General features: G+C 65.5%; 15 protein-coding genes. 4 read left to right on the plus strand and 11 right to left on the minus strand.

Annotation, left to right across the window (positions count from 1 at the left end):
- Window positions 1–42 precede the first annotated feature (42 nt).
- From QK290_RS02095 to QK290_RS02115, 5 genes are read right to left on the minus strand one after another with little or no spacing between them, the layout of a single operon-like run.
- On the minus strand, window positions 43–504 hold the full coding sequence (locus QK290_RS02095) for a molybdenum cofactor biosynthesis protein MoaE (RefSeq protein ID WP_185263121.1): 462 nt from the start codon (window positions 502–504) through the stop codon (window positions 43–45).
- On the minus strand, window positions 494–1,063 hold the full coding sequence (locus QK290_RS02100) for a MogA/MoaB family molybdenum cofactor biosynthesis protein (RefSeq protein WP_255482334.1): 570 nt from the start codon (window positions 1,061–1,063) through the stop codon (window positions 494–496). Before QK290_RS02100 ends, QK290_RS02095 begins: the two co-directional genes overlap by 11 nt.
- On the minus strand, window positions 1,060–1,554 hold the full coding sequence (gene moaC / locus QK290_RS02105; protein WP_282329101.1) for a cyclic pyranopterin monophosphate synthase MoaC: 495 nt from the start codon (window positions 1,552–1,554) through the stop codon (window positions 1,060–1,062). Before moaC ends, QK290_RS02100 begins: the two co-directional genes overlap by 4 nt.
- Window positions 1,542–2,789 (minus strand): gephyrin-like molybdotransferase Glp, encoded by a 1,248-nt coding sequence (gene glp / locus QK290_RS02110; RefSeq protein WP_282329343.1) that lies wholly within the window; start codon window positions 2,787–2,789, stop codon window positions 1,542–1,544. Before glp ends, moaC begins: the two co-directional genes overlap by 13 nt.
- 23 nt (window positions 2,790–2,812) lie before the next feature.
- Window positions 2,813–4,444 carry a molybdopterin-dependent oxidoreductase gene (locus tag QK290_RS02115; RefSeq protein WP_282329102.1) on the minus strand — a complete coding sequence of 544 codons (1,632 nt, stop codon included), beginning with the start codon at window positions 4,442–4,444 and terminating at the stop codon, window positions 2,813–2,815.
- Window positions 4,445–4,576: 132 nt separating this feature from the next.
- Between QK290_RS02115 and moaA the strand changes: the two genes are divergently transcribed.
- The 3 genes from moaA to QK290_RS02130 all read left to right on the plus strand — a co-directional run bounded on the left by moaA (window position 4,577) and on the right by QK290_RS02130 (window position 7,730).
- Window positions 4,577–5,731 carry a GTP 3',8-cyclase MoaA gene (gene moaA, locus QK290_RS02120; protein ID WP_282329103.1) on the plus strand — a complete coding sequence of 385 codons (1,155 nt, stop codon included), beginning with the start codon at window positions 4,577–4,579 and terminating at the stop codon, window positions 5,729–5,731.
- Window positions 5,732–5,735: 4 nt separating this feature from the next.
- Window positions 5,736–6,002 (plus strand): MoaD/ThiS family protein, encoded by a 267-nt coding sequence (locus QK290_RS02125; protein WP_282329104.1) that lies wholly within the window; start codon window positions 5,736–5,738, stop codon window positions 6,000–6,002.
- Window positions 6,003–6,218: 216 nt separating this feature from the next.
- Complete coding sequence (locus tag QK290_RS02130; RefSeq protein WP_282329105.1) at window positions 6,219–7,730, plus strand: HNH endonuclease signature motif containing protein; 1,512 nt, start codon at window positions 6,219–6,221, stop codon at window positions 7,728–7,730.
- 12 nt (window positions 7,731–7,742) lie between these two features.
- On the opposite strand, the gene QK290_RS02135 is transcribed toward QK290_RS02130, so the two are convergent.
- Window positions 7,743–8,897, minus strand: a complete 1,155-nt coding sequence (locus tag QK290_RS02135) for a helix-turn-helix transcriptional regulator (protein WP_282329106.1) — start codon at window positions 8,895–8,897, stop codon at window positions 7,743–7,745.
- Window positions 8,898–9,104: 207 nt separating this feature from the next.
- Here QK290_RS02135 and QK290_RS02140 point away from each other — a divergent pair, with 207 nt between their 5' ends.
- A complete protein-coding gene (locus QK290_RS02140; protein WP_282329107.1) occupies window positions 9,105–9,386 on the plus strand; it encodes a hypothetical protein in 282 nt (93 codons plus the stop codon).
- Window positions 9,387–9,456: 70 nt separating this feature from the next.
- Here QK290_RS02140 and QK290_RS02145 read toward each other — a convergent pair whose 3' ends face one another.
- The 5 genes from QK290_RS02145 to kynU form a co-directional block, all read right to left on the minus strand.
- Window positions 9,457–9,918: a DUF1579 family protein gene (locus tag QK290_RS02145; RefSeq protein WP_282329108.1), complete on the minus strand. Its 462-nt coding sequence runs from the start codon at window positions 9,916–9,918 to the stop codon at window positions 9,457–9,459.
- A 31-nt stretch (window positions 9,919–9,949) separates the two neighbouring features.
- Complete coding sequence (locus QK290_RS02150) at window positions 9,950–11,293, minus strand: pitrilysin family protein (RefSeq protein ID WP_282329109.1); 1,344 nt, start codon at window positions 11,291–11,293, stop codon at window positions 9,950–9,952.
- A 124-nt stretch (window positions 11,294–11,417) separates the two neighbouring features.
- Window positions 11,418–13,670: a polyribonucleotide nucleotidyltransferase gene (locus QK290_RS02155; RefSeq protein WP_282329344.1), complete on the minus strand. Its 2,253-nt coding sequence runs from the start codon at window positions 13,668–13,670 to the stop codon at window positions 11,418–11,420.
- 248 nt (window positions 13,671–13,918) lie between these two features.
- The gene (gene rpsO / locus QK290_RS02160) at window positions 13,919–14,188 is read right to left on the minus strand and encodes a 30S ribosomal protein S15 (RefSeq protein ID WP_104063120.1); all 270 of its coding nucleotides are present in this window, start codon (window positions 14,186–14,188) and stop codon (window positions 13,919–13,921) included.
- Between the two features lie 242 nt (window positions 14,189–14,430).
- The gene (gene kynU, locus QK290_RS02165) at window positions 14,431–15,678 is read right to left on the minus strand and encodes a kynureninase (protein ID WP_282329345.1); all 1,248 of its coding nucleotides are present in this window, start codon (window positions 15,676–15,678) and stop codon (window positions 14,431–14,433) included.
- Between the last annotated feature and the right edge of the window lie 2 nt (window positions 15,679–15,680).

Raw genomic sequence — 15,680 nt, forward strand, 5'->3', positions numbered from 1 at the left:
TTACCTCGCGGCCGCCGGAAGGCGTAGGGAAGCCGGTGCGCCCTAGCTGCCTGCGCCGACCCACTCCACCGTGCCGTCCGCGAAGAACTGTTCCTTCCATATGGGCACCTGCTCCTTGATGCGGTCCACCAGTTCGGAACACACGGCAAAGGCCTGTCCTCGGTGCGCAGCGGAGACCGCACAGACCAGCGCCGGATCACCGATGTTGAGCATTCCGATGCGGTGGGCAGCCCAGATCCGCACGGGCTGCGTGGCGGATCCGTCCCCGGCATGTTCGGCGGCAAGGCGGGCGACGACGTCGGCCATCACCTGATGAGCCGTGGGGTGCGCGCTGTAACTGAGCCGCTCCACTGCCTTGCCGCCGTCGTGATTCCTTACCACGCCGCTGAAGCTGACCACCGCCCCTGCTGTGTCAGACTCCACGGCAGCGATGGCCTGGTCCACGGAGATCGGTTCTGCGCTCAGCACCGCGTGGACCACTTCGAAAACCGATTCAGTGCCCATGTCCGCCCTCCAGCTGGTCGCACAGGTGCCCGATTAGCGGATCGAGCACCGACAGTCCGTCCATAACGCCCTTGGGCGACCCGGGCAGGTTGACAATAAAGGTCTGCCCCGCAGCTCCGGCGTGCCCGCGGCTGAGCGCGGCGAGCGGCGTCTTGACTGCGCCTTCGCGCCGGATCGCCTCCATGATGCCCGGAATTTCCCGGTCCAGAAGGGGCAGGGTCACGTCGGGTGTGCGGTCGTCCGGGCTCAGCCCGGTACCGCCGCTGGTGATCACGACGGCGGGATGCTGGGTGAGGAGGGCCCTGATGGCGGCACCAACAGGCTCACCGTCCGGCACCACCATGGCAGGGTAGGCCTCAAAGCCGTGCTCGGTGAGCCAGTCGATGATGACCGGGCCGGTTTCATCCTCATAGATGCCTGCGGCCGCACGGGTGGACGCAATGACAACCCCGGCCTTGCGCCCCTGCACTTCGCCGTGCGTGTGCGGCTCCGGCAGGTGAGGTTGAGGTGCAAGCGGCCCGCTGTTTGGCTCAGGCAGGATAGTGCTCTCGGTGCTCATAGTGTCCAGTCCCCGCTCTTGCCGCCGCTTTTCGCCAGCACTCTGATGTCGGTCAGCACGGCGTGCTTGTCGACGGCCTTAATCATGTCGTACACGCTGAGCGCGGCCACAGAGGCCGCCGTCAGTGCTTCCATCTCTACCCCGGTGACCCCGCGCGTCTTGACCGTGGCCAGGATCGCCACGGAATCGGTTCCGAGCTCGAAGTCCACGATAACTTTCGAGAGCGGTAAGGGATGGCAGAGCGGGATGAGCTCGGGCGTCTTTTTTGCCGCCATGATGCCGGCAACCCGCGCCACGGCCAGGGCATCACCCTTGGGCAGGCCGCCGGATCCGAGCATACCCAGCACTTCGTCAGTGGTGCGGACCGTGGCAGTGGCTGTGGCTTCCCGGGTGGTTTCGGCTTTCGCGGACACGTCCACCATCTGGGCGCTGCCGTCCTGGCGCAGATGGGTCAGCGCGGACGGGTTATGTTCTGGATTCACAGCATCCATACTTCCACCTCGTCGCCCTCGGCGAGCACCGAGACCCCAACCGGTACGTGCACCAGCGCGTTGGAGCCGGCGAGGGCATGCATGAGGTGGGAGCTTTCGCCTCCTTCCAAGCGGACGGTTCCATCCCCCTGGAGGGTTCCGCGCCGGACCTGATGCTTATGTTCCGGCGACGACAGGCCGTGGCCCAGCCGTGCGCGTACCGGGATCCGAGGTGCGGGCGATCCAAAAAGTTCGGCCAGCACGGGCCGCAGGAACATTTCGAAGGAAACGAGGCAGCTGACCGGATTTCCCGGGAATCCCAGGAAGGGTACTCCGTCGAAAGTTCCGATGCCCTGCGGGCCACCGGGCTGCATGGCGACATGCAGGAACTCGGCGCCCTCGCCCTCCATGGCCTGGCGGACAACTTCGTAGGCTCCTTGGCTGACCCCGCCCGTGGTAACGATCATGTCCACCGCTCCGGCATGGCTGCGCAGCAATGAGCGGAATTCGTCAGGATGGTCCGAGGCAATGGCCGTGCGCACCACGGCCAGGCCCGCCTGCCGCATGGCACTCTCAAGGAGCGTTCCGTTGGAGTCATAAATCTTGCCTGCCGGCAAGGGCCGGCCGGGTTCCACCACTTCATCGCCTGTGGTTGCCAGAAGGACGGTCACCGGCCGGCGAACAGTAACTTCGGCGATCCCCAGGGCCGCCAGCAGCCCCAGCTGCGCCGGGCCGAGGAAGGTGCCCGCCGCCAACGCCCGCTCCCCCAACGCAATATCACTCCCGGCCGACCGCACGAAGGTGCCCGCCGCCGTCGCCGGCAACCACACGGTGCTTGCTTCCCCTCCGGCAGGAAACCGGTCCGGGATGGCACGTTCCACGGGCACGACGGCGTCAGCGCCGGCGGGGAGCATGGCTCCCGTCATGATGGCCGCGGCAGTGCCACCGCCCAGGGCCGCCGGCACGGCGCCTGCCGGAATGGGGACAACCACCACAGGCAGTTCCGCGCCGCTTTCGGGAACGTCCGCGCTGTTGACGGCAAAGCCGTCCATCTGGGAGTTGGCGAACGGCGGGAGGCTCAGGGGGGCCGCAACGTCCTGGGCGAGCCCCTTGCCCAACGCGTCCCGAAGTGCCAGCCTTTCCGTCTTTTTCCGGGCGACCAGGGGTGTCAGCAGTTCGGTGACAGCGGCACGGTGCAGGACGACGGACCGCGCCTGGTGGGTCGTGTGGCCGTGCTGGTGCGGAGAGCTGTGCATGGTCCTGCCTTCGGTCCGGGCGGTCATGGATTCACATCAACTCTAATAGTGTGGAAGCCGGTGGCCCCGTCGGGAGCAACCGGCCGGCGTTCCTCGACCTGCGGCTCGCCGTTGAGGTCCGTCGCGCGGACCTGGACCTCGTACTGCCCAGGAGCAAGCTCGATGCCAGCCTGCCACTGGTACCAGGTGTCCAGCGAAATCCCGGGTGCGAGCCGGGCTGCCTGCCACGGACCGCGGTTGACGCGGAGTTCCACCTTGCCGATCCCGGTGTGCTGTGCCCAGGCCACGCCGCCAAACATGACCGTTCCAGCACTCACCCGCCGGCCGGTTCGAGGCACGTCGATCCGTGAGGACGTTTTGATGGGGCCACGGTCGGACCAACCGCGCGGCGTCCAATAGCCGACGTCGTCCGCGAACCTGGTGACACGGAGTTCGGTGAGCCATTTGGTGGCGGAAACGTAGCCGTAGAGGCCAGGCACGATCATGCGGACCGGGAAGCCGTGTTCCAACGGCAACGGATCGCCGTTCATCCCCACCGCGAGCAGGGCGTCGCGATCGTCGGTGAGGACCTCAAGCGGGGTGCCCGCAGTCCAGCCGTCGGAGCTTCGGGACAAGACCATATCGGCACCGGCTTGCGGCCGGGCAATGGCCAGGACTTCCCGCACCGGCCAGCCAAGCCAGCGTGCATTGCCAATCAGGTCCCCGCCCACCACGTTGGACACACAGGCGATGGTCACATGACGTTCGATCAGGGACTTGGACAGCAGATCAGCCAGGTTCAGCTCAATCTCCTGTTCCACCATTCCAGTGACGCGGAGTACCCAGGATTCGGGGTCGAGGGAAGGGACAATCAGGGCGGTGTCGATCCGGTAGAAGTCCCGGTTCGGGGTGACCAGCGGCTGCATTCCGTCCAGGCTTACCTCGGCGCCGGCAGGGATCGCGGGCGCTTCAGACGATGGAGCGGGCAACGTCAGTTTTTCGCGGGCAGTACTGATGCCGGCGGCCGCTCCTCGCCAGACCGCGGCGACAATCCCACCAACGGCGGTGGCCCCAGCGCTCGCAGCCAGGACCTGCAGGAACGTGCGCCGCCCGGCGGTTCGTGCAGTCCTCGCGGACATTTCTGTCCCCGCTGCGCCGGCCGGCAGTCCTTCCTGGAGCCGGCGGCTCAGCCATCCGAGCAGAAGTGCTCCAGCCAGGGCTGCGACCAATGGAACCACAGCCGCTGCTGGGGTCAACTGGGCGCGGGTAAGCACCGCAGTAAGCCCGACGAGCCCAAAAACACCAATCACCGCTGCACCGGCAAACCGCCTACGCTGTTCCAGAATGCCGGCCAACGCCCCGACTGCTGCGATAACCAACAGCATCCCGGCCACGAATACTGCCTTGTCGGCGGTGCCGAACAAGGAGATGGCCCAGTCCTTCACACCCGGCGGAACGGCATCGATCAGGGCCCCGCCAACTGCCGTCAGGGGCGAGAGGGACGGACTGATCAGGCCTGCCAGCAACTCCCCTATGACGAGGGCGGCGCCGGCGGCCACGGCCCCCGAGGCTGCTGCCCAGCGGCGGCTGAACTGAGCGGCACCCGCAGTTCCCGAGCGCCCGGGAGAGGTGGCGCCGTCGTCGGCCGTTTCCTGCATGGGCTGGGAGCTGTTCACCTCTCCAGCATAGGTTCGCCGGGACCCGGCAGCGCCGGACTTGGCCGTCTTCGGGAGTTCTGTACGACTTCCGTAAGATCATCCTGCGGCCCCGGCGCCATGACGCGGCCAAAGGTGGCGTAGCCTGATTTCATGAGTGTTCAGCTAGGCATGCCGCAACCCCGAGAAAATGCCGGGCCGGGCCTGCCGCCTGCCCGGCCGGCCGGCACTCCGCCCGGGCTGCTGGACCAGTACGGCCGCCGGGCCACGGACATGAGGCTGTCGCTGACGGACAAGTGCAATCTGCGTTGTACGTACTGCATGCCGGCCGAGGGGCTTGAGTGGCTGTCCAAACAGGCTGTGATGTCGGCCGAGGAAATCGTGCGGATTGTCGGCATTGGCGTGGACCTGCTCGGTGTCCGGGAACTGCGGCTGACGGGCGGGGAGCCGCTGGTCAGGGCGGACCTGATTGATATCATCGCGGCCCTGCGGAGCAATCACCCGGAGCTGCCGATCTCAATGACCACCAACGGCGTGGGCCTGGACAAAAAAGCCGCCGCGCTCAAAGCTGCGGGCCTGACCCGCATCAATGTCTCGCTCGATTCGCTGCACGAAGAGACCTTCACGAAGCTGACCCGGCGCCCGTTCCTGGACCGCGTACTCGCAGGCGTCGATGCCGCCTGGGCCGCGGGGCTGGGCCCCGTCAAGCTCAACGCCGTGCTGATGCGCGGCATCAACGACACCGAGTCGCCGTCTCTGCTCGCCTGGGCACTGGACCGCGGCTACGAACTGCGTTTCATCGAGCAGATGCCCCTTGACGCGGACCACGGGTGGACGCGGCGGAACATGATCACAGCGGCCGAGATCCGTTCCCTGCTCTCGCGCGACTTCGTGTTGAGTCCCGATCCCCGCGCCCGCGATGGAGCCCCCGCAGAACGCTTTGACGTACGACGCCGGGTGGCCGGGTCTGCGGGGCCGGATGGTCCTGGGCTGGGCACCGAGGTGCCGGACACCGACGGGCCGGTGCTCGGTACCGTGGGGATCATCGCGTCCGTCACGGAGCCGTTCTGCGCCGACTGCCGTCGGACGCGGATCACCGCCGAGGGCAAGATCATGAGCTGCCTGTTCTCCCGTGAGGAGTTTGATCTTTTGGGTCTGCTTCGGGAGGGCGCCAGCGACGAAGCCCTGGCCGAACGCTGGCAGGACGCCATGTGGGTCAAGCCAAAAGCCCACGGCATGGACCACACAGGTCTCGGCGCGCCGGACTTTGTCCAGCCGGACCGCAGCATGAGCGCCATCGGAGGCTGAATTCTTGAACGTACGTTACTTCGCTGCCGCACGCGCTGCCGCGGGTGTGGACGAGGAGTCCTTTGATCTCGCGTCCGGGACGACGGTGGCCGGCTTGCTGCAGGCAGTCCTGGCGGTGGACCGCGCCGAACCACCTGCCGGCACGCCTCCCCTGCAACGAGTCCTCTCCCGGAGCAGCTTCCTGCTCAACGAAGTGGCCGTCCGGGACCGCACGACTGTGTTAAATCCGGGCGATGTGGTTGACGTGCTGCCCCCGTTCGCCGGAGGGTAGGACACCCTTCAGACAGCGCGAACGGACAGTTGAGGCCCCGGATCTCAGGCCCGGCGGACAGCTGAGCCACAGGATCTGAGGCGAGTAAGTGTCCGTCGCGCCGAAAGGCCCGGGCTCGTAGTCGCGATAGCTGCCATCAAGACCGTGGCCGCGGAGTTATGCACATAGCTCTTCAGCCTCGGCGTTATTGTCATACCCTCCGGGGATCATTTGTGTATGGATAGCAGAGCAGCTGTGGCGACGGCGGAGGCCCTTTCGGTGTCTTTCGCGGAGCTTGCTGCTGTGCTCCGGGGCGGGCCGGAAGCCGCCGGCTTCGGGGATGCTGATCCGTTGCGCCGGGTAGCGGATGATTTCCTGGACGGGCTGGCGGAGATCTCACGGTTGGACGCGAAAAGTGCTGCCCTGAAGGTCTGGCTGGCTGCCGGCTACAGCGCCGCTGCCGAGGCCCTTGCAGGCCCTTCCGCGTCCCCGCAGGACCACACCGGGCAGGAGATGGCTGTCGTCGCTGAAGTCGCATGCGTGCTGACGGTCAGCGAACGCGCCGCCAGTGCCCTGCTCGCCGAAGCGCACCAACTCACAACGGCCCTGCCGCTGACCCTGTCCGCATTGCAGGCCGGGACGATCTCCTGGCAGCACGCCCGGATTATGGTCGACGAAACCGTGAACCTGGACCCTGCCGGTGCACAAGCGCTCGAAGCGCATTTCCTGGACCCGGACGTCGCGAATCCGGCACGTGGCTTCGCCGGTGAGCTCATTCCCGGAAGGTTCCGGCACAAGGCCCGCACCTGGCGGGAACGCCACCACCCGGTCAGCATCGAAAAACGCCACACTAAGAGCGCTGCCGACCGGCGCCTGGAGTATGCCCCGGACCGGGACGGGATGGCCTGGCTCTCCACCTATCTCCCCGCCGATCAGGCGGCCGGAATCTGGGACCGCACCACCACCGCCGCCCGGGCCCTCCAAGGCCCCCATGAGGGACGGACCCTCAGCCAGCTCCGCGCCGACACCACCGCCGCCTGGCTCCTCGGCGGCACCGGTGACCAGGCAGGTATCGACGGCGGCAGCGTGGCTGCTGGTGTCCCGTCGCCGCGGGCGCAGGTTCTTGTTACGGTCCCCCTCCTCTCGCTGTTGGGTGTCACGGATGAACCAGCCATGCTCGACGGATACGGACCGATCCCGCCGTCCATGGCCCGCCAACTCATCGCCGTCGGCGCCGAGTCCTTCCACCGCGTCCTGATCGACCCGCGAGACGGCGCTCCGCTGGAGATCGGGCGGACCAGCTACCGGCTCACAAAAGCGCAACGCCAATGGCTCAGACTTCGGGACGGCAAATGCCCGTTCCCCGGCTGCAGCAATCACTCCCTCGACAACGAAGCCGACCACCTCCTCGCCTGGGCCTACGGCGGCAGCACCGGGATCAGCAATCTCGGCCAGCCCTGCCACAAACACCACCGACTCCGCCACACCACAGCCTGGACACCCACTACAGCCAGCAAGAACGAACCACCCGGCTGGATCTCACCGTCCGGACGCCACTACACCAGCGAACACCCCGACTGGGAACCACCACACTGGCCAGCAAACATCCCCATGGCCGGCACCGGCACCAGCACCAGCCCCGGTTCGTTCTTGGACGTGCACCCGGAACTCGACCTGGACCTGGACCTGGACCTGGACCTGGACCTGGACCTGGACCTGGACAAAAGCATGCCACCGCCAGAGAGTTGAAGGCCCGTCCAGTTACTGGGCCGTTCCCATCGCCAAGGCCAACAACGTCCCGCGGCTATGGACGCCGCACGTATCGAAAATCTGCTTGAACTGATCCTGGACGGTGTAGGCCCCAATCCCCAAGGCAGCCGCCATGGCGTTGGTGTCGGCGCCGCTGGCTGCAAGGTCAAACAATTCCCGCTGCCGCGTTGTCAGCCCGAAGCTCCGGGCGAACATATCAAGCCTCGCTTCCGGAGGGCATGCCTGGATGGTCACGGCCAATGGCGGAATGGCCGCTGTGCCGGTGGAGTCAATCCGGCTGGCCTGGAGCAGGGCCCACTGGCCCCACCCTATGTGCACACGGGCGGACGCAGGATGACCATCCACGCCGGCCTCACGCGCCAGCAACTGGGCAGCAACGTTGAGAACCTCAGCCGGTACGCGTTGAAAGGGTCGTGGGCCAGGCTGAAGCAGCCCCAGCCACTCCTCCACCGAAGCCGTTCTACCCACCACGGCCATCTCCGCATCCAGAGTCAGCACAGCCTGCTGAGGCAAGTCCGGCCTCGGACCTCCGTCGATGGCTGGCGCCCCCGCACGGACCACCTCCTGTCCTGCGAGGTCGCGCCCGCCGGGGTCGCGCCCGCCGGGTGCCTCCATCAGAAACTGCCGGGCTATTGAACGGCGCAGGGCGGGCATCACCTCACGTGTCATGGCGGCGATGTATCCCACTTCCTCAGCAGTAAAGGGATCGTCCTGCGCCGTTCGCCAGAGGTCTAGCCAACCCCAGCAGCCGTGTTTGTCCGCCAGCACTGCGAACAGGACATCGGTCACTCCGTAGCGCTTCATCAGTCCCTCCCACACCAGGCTCCGTGATGGATTGCCGGCCGTTTCTAGCAGCAGCGTCGTCGCCGGCGACGGATTGATCGCCAACCGCGTCCACCGACCTGCCAGTGTCAGGTACTTGAGCCGAATCAGCAACGGCAGATCGTCCGGGCACGGAATCCGGGCAATGGGCGAGATGCCCGTCGCGGTCAGCGGATCTGAAATCGGCCAGACGAAGGCACTGAACGGAAGCACGCGGCCCAGCTCAGCAATCACAGCGGTGCGCAATGAGTGGTGATCCGGGGCGGAATCGCCGATCAGCCGGATCCGTTCAAGGCTCCGGTTCCAGGGCCTGCCAGTGGTCATTCCCCCAGTATGCGCTCTGCGGCCGGCGCCGGCGCTTCCGTCCCAGGGGGCCCAGATTTCTGGGATACCGGCGGCAGCGGCCAACAGTTACCGTGACGGTAGGTATCGCGGCGGAACCGTGAGGCTCTCCTGGCGGCGGAGCTAAGGGTGGGAGCACGGAGTCAACAAGTGCCGCCAACTAACGCGATGAACTAAGGAGAAGCAGCAATGTACACACTGCAAATAGAACATGGCATCAAGGACTTTGGCATGTGGAAAGCGGCCTTCGACCGGGATCCGGTGGACCGCGCGGCCTCCGGAGTTGTCGGCCACCGGATTTCCCAGCCTGTGGATGATTCCCACTATGTGGTGGTGGAACTCGATTTCAACGAACGCGGCCAGGCTGAGCAATTGCTGGCGAACCTGAAAGATAGGGTGTGGAATTCGTCGTCCGCAGCGCCAGCCTTGAATGGCACGCCGCGGACAAGGATTCTGGAATCAGCCGGCTGACTGTCGGAATTCTGCAGGGCCGCAAACGTCCGTTCGCGCGGGGGCAGGTGGAACGTGCGGCGGCATGGGGTCAGACGCGGCGGCACTCGGAGGTCATGAACGGGACAAAGTCCGGGCCGTCGCCGAGTCGCAACTCGGCGGTGTGGATCAGCACGTCGTTGTCCACGCGGAAAGTATGGCGGGCAGTCCCCCGGTCACTGTGGCGCTCGACTCGCAGCACACCCTCCACCCACGTGCAGCGGGCCGGGACTCCCGGCGGCTGGCCCATGCTGTCCACGTGGTACCAGAGGATGTCATTGTGGTCCCGGTCTACAGTAAAGACGCCGTGGCCTTCAAAGTGCGTGCCATCAGCTTCGGTGTGTCTGTAACTTTGGACGACGGCGTAGCCCCCGGCGGCCCTGGTGTAACTGACTTCCGCCGAGGCCGTGCGTCTGGGCCCCCAGGCCGACGCGTCCAGCCGGGTGGTGCCGCGCCAATGGCCCAGGAAGTTCTCCAGCACGGCGTGCACCATGCCCGGCTGCGGAAGGTTCATAGGTTCATTATGGCTGGCGTACGCCTGCCGGTCAGAGACCGAAGGTTTCGGTTTCCTCGAACGGGCCCACCACGGTGACAGTCCGCGGCGCAGCTGCGAGTTCCCTGGCCAGGTCCTGGACCTCCTGCGCGGTGACAGCTTTGATCTGCCGCAGGGTCTCGTCGATGTCCTGGTATTCACCGGACACCAGTTCAGCGCGGCCCAGGCGGGACATACGGGAACCCGTATCCTCCAGTGCCAGGACAATTCCGCCGCACAGCTGGCCCTCGGCCTTGCGCAGTTCATCGTCGGAGATCCCGCCTTCTGCAAGCTTGTCCAGCTCCAGCCCCAGCAGGTCCAGCACCTGGCGGACCTTGGACGGAGTACACCCTGCGTACATCCCGAAGTAGCCGGCATCCGCGTAGGAGGAGGCAAAGGAGTACGTGGAGTACACCAGGCCACGCTTTTCGCGGATTTCCTGGAACAGCCGCGAGGACATCCCGCCGCCCAGGACGGCGTTGAGGACGCTCATGACGTAACGGCGTTCATCGGTGGCCACAATCGTGGGGCAGCCCATGATGATGTTAGCCTGCTCTACCGCACGCTTGACCACATGCAGCCCGGCGGTGCCGGTGATGTCCGCACGCGCGGTGGAGCGGCGATCCACCGGAGCGGCGTCCGGATGAAGTGACCACCCGGCAGTGTGGAGGGCGTCCACCACAAGGCTGCAGACGACGTCGTGCTCCAGACCCCCGGCGGCGGTGATGACCAGCTCATCCGGGCGGTAGTAACGGCGGTAGTGCTCCCAGACGGAGTCACGGGCGACGGCGCGGATCGCGGCGGGCGTGCCGCCGATGGGGCGGCCCAGCGGGTGGGTGCCCAGGACGGCAGCCACAAAGTTTTCATGCGCCACGTCCGTGGGGTCATCGCTGTCCATGGCGATTTCCTCCAGGATGACGTCGCGCTCCTGCTCCATCTCGGCCGGATCCAGGACGGCGCCGGTGATCATGTCGGCAATGACGTCGATGGCCATGGGCAGGTCCGTGTCCAGCACCCGCGCGAAATAGCACGTGCTCTCCTTGGCCGTGGCTGCGTTGGACTCCCCGCCCACCTCGTCAAAGGCCGAGGCGATCTCCAGGGCAGTGCGGCGTTTGGTCCCCTTGAACAGGAGGTGCTCCAGGAAGTGTGTGGAGCCGTGCTGGCCCGGGGCTTCATCGCGTGACCCGACGCCCACCCAGAAACCGATGGTCGCCGAACGCTGGCCCGGCATCGCTTCGGTGAGTACCCGGACGCCGCCCGGCAGCACTGAACGCCGGACAACGGAGCCGCCGTCGGAGCCGTGGACCAGGGTGTCGCCGGGCTGGTTCTGCTCAAGCGGCAGGGGTACAACAGTCATTGAAGCCTTTCAGGAGAGGCAGCCGGATCTGGCTGCCATCGTAACAGCGGCGAGGCCGGTGGATCATCCACCGGCCCCGCCGATTCATGCCGAGTGACGGAGAATGTTACTCCGCGCCAGGGGACTACTCCGCTTCGGCAGCGCCCTCTGCGGCGGAAGCGTCAACAAGCTCGGCGCCTTCTTCTTCAGCCACTACGGGGGACAGCGACAGCTTTCCACGGTCATCGATCTTGGTGATTTCCACCTGGATCTTCTGGCCGACGGAAACCACGTCATCTACATTGTCCACGCGCTTGCCGTTGGCCAGCTTGCGCAGCTCGGAGATGTGCAGCAGGCCATCCTTGCCCGGGGTCAGCGAAATGAAGGCACCGAAGGTGGTGGTCTTGACGACCGTACCCAGGTAGCGCTCGCCGATTTCGGGGATCTGCGGGTTGGCAATGGCGTTGATGGCGGAGCGTGCTGCGTCAGCAGACGGACCGTTCGTGGCGCCGATGTAGACCGTGCCGTCGTCTTCGATGGAGATGTCCGCGCCGGTGTCTTCCTGGATCTGGTTGATCATCTTGCCCTTGGGCCCAATGACCTCGCCGATCTTGTCAACCGGGATCTTGACCGCGATGACGCGCGGCGCGAACTCGGAGAGTTCATCCGGAGTGTCGATCGCGGAGTTCAGGACGTCCAGGATGTGAAGACGGGCTTCGCGGGCCTGCTTGAGTGCTGCTGCCAGCACGGAAGCGGGGATGCCGTCGAGCTTCGTGTCCAGCTGGATGGCCGTCACGAATTCGGCGGTACCGGCAACCTTGAAGTCCATATCGCCGAAAGCATCTTCGGCGCCGAGGATATCGGTCAGGGCTGCGTAGCGGGTCTGACCGTCAACCTGGTCGGAGACCAGGCCCATGGCGATACCAGCAACGGCTGCCCTCAGCGGAACACCTGCGTTGAGCAGGGACAGCGTCGAGGCGCAGACGGAACCCATCGACGTCGAACCGTTGGAGCTGAGAGCCTCAGACACCTGACGGATCGCGTAGGGGAATTCCTCGCGGGACGGAAGCACCGGCATGATGGCGCGCTCTGCGAGGGCGCCGTGGCCGATTTCGCGGCGCTTGGGCGAGCCCACGCGGCCGGTCTCACCGGTGGAGTACGGCGGGAAGTTGTAGTTGTGCATGTAGCGCTTGCGCGTGACGGGCGACAGCGAATCAATCTGCTGTTCCATCTTGAGCATGTTCAGCGTGGTGACACCCATGATCTGGGTTTCGCCGCGCTCGAAGATTGCCGAGCCGTGCACGCGGGGCAGAACCTCAACCTCGGCGGTGAGCTGGCGGATATCCGTCAGGCCACGGCCGTCAATGCGGATCTGGTCCGTGAGGATGCGCTGGCGCACAACGTGCTTGGTGACCGAGCGGAATGCTGCGGACAGCTCCTTGTCGCGGCCTTCGAACTGGCCGGCCAGGGAAGACGTGACTTCGTCCTTGAGTGAATCCGTTGCAGTATCGCGTTCCTGCTTGTCAGCGATCTGGAAGACAGCGGCCAGCTTCTCGGCGGCAGCGGACTCAACGGCGGCGTAGACGTCATCCTGGTAGTCCAGGAAGACCGGGAACTCAACAGTGGGCTTGGCCGCGCGTGCGGCCAGGTCGGCCTGGGCCTCGCAGAGTGCCTTGATGAACGGTTTGGCAGCCTCGAGGCCCTCGGAGACAACCTCTTCGGTGGGAGCGGTGGCGCCCTGTTCCTTGATGAGGTTCCAGGAGTTGTCGGTTGCTTCGGCTTCGACCATCATGATGGCGACGTCGTCACCGGCAACACGGCCGGCTACAACCATGTTGAACACGGAGTTCTCGAGCTGGGAGTGCTTGGGGAAAGCAACCCACTGCGAACCGTGCTCGTCAGCGACGAGGGCAACGCGGACGCCGCCGATCGGGCCGGAGAACGGGAGGCCGGAGAGCTGGGTGGACATGGAGGAGGCGTTGATGGCCACCACGTCGTAGAGCTCGTCAGGGTTGATGGCCAGGACGGTCACCACGATCTGGACCTCGTTGCGCAGGCCCTTGACGAAGGCCGGACGCAGCGGGCGGTCCATGAGGCGGCAGGCGAGTATGGCCTCGGTGGACGGGCGGCCTTCGCGGCGGAAGAACGAGCCTGGGATACGGCCGGCGGCGTACATACGCTCTTCAACGTCAACCGTCAGCGGGAAGAAGTCGAACCCTTCACGCGGGTGTTTGCCCGCGGTGGTGGCGGACAGCAGCGCAGTGTCTTCGTCGATGTACACCATGGCTGCGCCGGCTGCCTGCTTGGCAAGACGGCCTGTTTCAAAGCGGATTACACGCTTACCAAAGCGGCCATTGTCAATGACTGCTTCTGAGAACTGGATTTCGGGACCCTCCAAGAGAGTCACCTCCGTTTCTTGTTTCACGGAGTCCAGCCGCATCAACCCAGTCCAGCATCTGTCTACTGGCCTGCACTGCACCCGGTCATCGATCGAGACCCACGGGCCGAGGGCTTCATTCTTCGAAGCCGTTCCCGGGGATCACTACCGAGGACCGCGAATGCGTGATGCGGTTGATCCTCCTGTTTAATTTTCTTCTGAAGAAGGCGGCCCTTTCCGTCACGGAAGGGGCCGCCCCTTAAAGCTGACTAGCGGCGCAGGCCGAGACGCTCGATGAGCGCACGGTAGCGGGTGATGTCAGTGTTCTTGAGGTAGGTGAGCATACGCTTGCGACGACCAACCATGGCCAGCAGACCGCGCTGGGTGTGGTAATCGTGCTTGTGCACCTTCATGTGCTCAGTCAGATCCTTGATCCGCTGAGTCAGGACTGCAACCTGGACCTCCGGCGAACCGGTGTCGCCCTCGGACGTTGCGAAATCCTGGATGATGGACTGCTTTACAGCGGCTTCAAGTGCCACAATAACTCCTAGAGATGTGCCGTGAGGCCCGATTCAGTACTTCACTGCCGGGTCTGCCCGCGCGGGAATCCCCCGCAAACCAGGGTCTTTCCACACATGACAGGAACCAGCCGCCACGGACTGCAGCCGGAACCAACCCTTAGTTTACCGGCCCCGCCGCAATCTTGTCGAAACAGCCCCCGCCGTCGCCAAACCCCGTCACCAAATGCCGTCCCCAAAAACCCTCACCCACAGGCAGTAGCTCAGCGGTGCAGCTGATCCCGAATGGCAGCCATCCCCCGGAACAGTTCAGCGAAGCTGGTGCTTAGGGGCGAAAGCCCCACACGGATGCCGTGTGGTGCGCGGAAGTCCGGAATGACGTCCTGTTCCCACAGCGCCGCCGTCACGTTCCGGAACGCCGGATGATCCAGGGTGATGTGGCTCCCGCGAAGCGCCGGATCGCGCGGCGATGCCAGCTCCACGCCCGTCGGCGCCAGCCAGGCCTCATACAGCTGCACGGCGTAGGCGGTGAGTTTCAGCGACTTCTCCCGGATGGCAGCCATGCCGGCCTCTTCGATGAGGTCAAGGGTCCCGCGTATGGCCAGCATCCCGAAGATGGCCGGCGTGCCGCTCAGGAAACTGCGGATGCCGGGCGCCGCCTCGTAGCCCGCTGCCATCTCGAACGCGTCCTTGCGTCCCATCCAGCCCCAGATCGGCTGCTGGAGTCCGGGCAGGTGCCGGCGGTTGACGTAGGCAAACGCCGGCGAGCCCGGTCCCCCGTTGAGGTACTTGTAGGTGCAGCCCGCGGCAAAATCCACATCCGCCCCGTCCAGGTCCAGCTCCACCGAGCCTGCGGAATGGCATAGATCCCAAACCACCAATGCCCCCGCGCTGTGCGCAGCTTCCGTAATACCCGGAAGGTCGGCCAGGAAGCCGGAGCGGTACGCCACGTGGCTTAAAAGTACGACGGCGGTCGCCGGGCCGGTTGCGTCCCGCACCTGTTCAACGCTTACCCCTGACGCTGGATCGGCTTCGATCCACCGCAGGGTCAGGCCTTCCTCGCGGGCGATGCCCTCGACCAGGTAGCGGTCCGTGGGGAAGTTATCGGTATCCAGGACGATCTCTGCGCGGGCGGGGTCAGCCACGGTGGCCAGCGCAGCACGGATCAGCTTGTAGAGCACCACCGTGGTGGAGTCGGCGATGACGGTCTGGCCCGGGGCTGCGCCGAGGACAGCGCGGCCCAGTTGATCGCCGATGGCCTGTGGCAAGTCCAGCCATTCCTCGTCCCACCCACGAATGAGCCTGCCGCCCCACCCTTCCTCGATAAAGGTGCTGATGTCCCGCGGGGTCCTCTTCAGCGGCCGGCCCAGGGAATTGCCGTCGAGGTAGGAAAGGTTCGTGTCCGTCCCGATGAAGAGGGCGCGGTAGCGTGCCAACGGGTCAGCGGCGTCCAGTCGCGCTGCCTGCTCTAGGAGGATGGCGGCGTCGTGATTTTCCAACTTCGCGTCCATCG

The sequence above is a fragment of the Pseudarthrobacter sp. AL07 genome, from assembly GCF_029960665.1.
GTDB lineage: Bacteria > Actinomycetota > Actinomycetes > Actinomycetales > Micrococcaceae > Arthrobacter.

What these genes read in the sequence shown, in the direction of transcription:
- QK290_RS02095 (WP_185263121.1), bottom strand. Translation starts at nt 504, where the DNA reads ATGGGCACTGAATCGGTTTTCGAAGTGGTCCACGCGGTGCTGAGCGCA.
- QK290_RS02100 (WP_255482334.1), bottom strand. Translation starts at nt 1,063, where the DNA reads ATGAGCACCGAGAGCACTATCCTGCCTGAGCCAAACAGCGGGCCGCTT.
- moaC (WP_282329101.1), bottom strand. Translation starts at nt 1,554, where the DNA reads ATGGATGCTGTGAATCCAGAACATAACCCGTCCGCGCTGACCCATCTG.
- glp (WP_282329343.1), bottom strand. Translation starts at nt 2,789, where the DNA reads ATGCACAGCTCTCCGCACCAGCACGGCCACACGACCCACCAGGCGCGG.
- moaA (WP_282329103.1), top strand. Translation starts at nt 4,577, where the DNA reads ATGAGTGTTCAGCTAGGCATGCCGCAACCCCGAGAAAATGCCGGGCCG.
- QK290_RS02130 (WP_282329105.1), top strand. Translation starts at nt 6,219, where the DNA reads ATGGATAGCAGAGCAGCTGTGGCGACGGCGGAGGCCCTTTCGGTGTCT.
- QK290_RS02135 (WP_282329106.1), bottom strand. Translation starts at nt 8,897, where the DNA reads ATGACCACTGGCAGGCCCTGGAACCGGAGCCTTGAACGGATCCGGCTG.
- QK290_RS02140 (WP_282329107.1), top strand. Translation starts at nt 9,105, where the DNA reads ATGTACACACTGCAAATAGAACATGGCATCAAGGACTTTGGCATGTGG.
- QK290_RS02145 (WP_282329108.1), bottom strand. Translation starts at nt 9,918, where the DNA reads ATGAACCTTCCGCAGCCGGGCATGGTGCACGCCGTGCTGGAGAACTTC.
- QK290_RS02150 (WP_282329109.1), bottom strand. Translation starts at nt 11,293, where the DNA reads ATGACTGTTGTACCCCTGCCGCTTGAGCAGAACCAGCCCGGCGACACC.
- kynU (WP_282329345.1), bottom strand. Translation starts at nt 15,678, where the DNA reads ATGGACGCGAAGTTGGAAAATCACGACGCCGCCATCCTCCTAGAGCAG.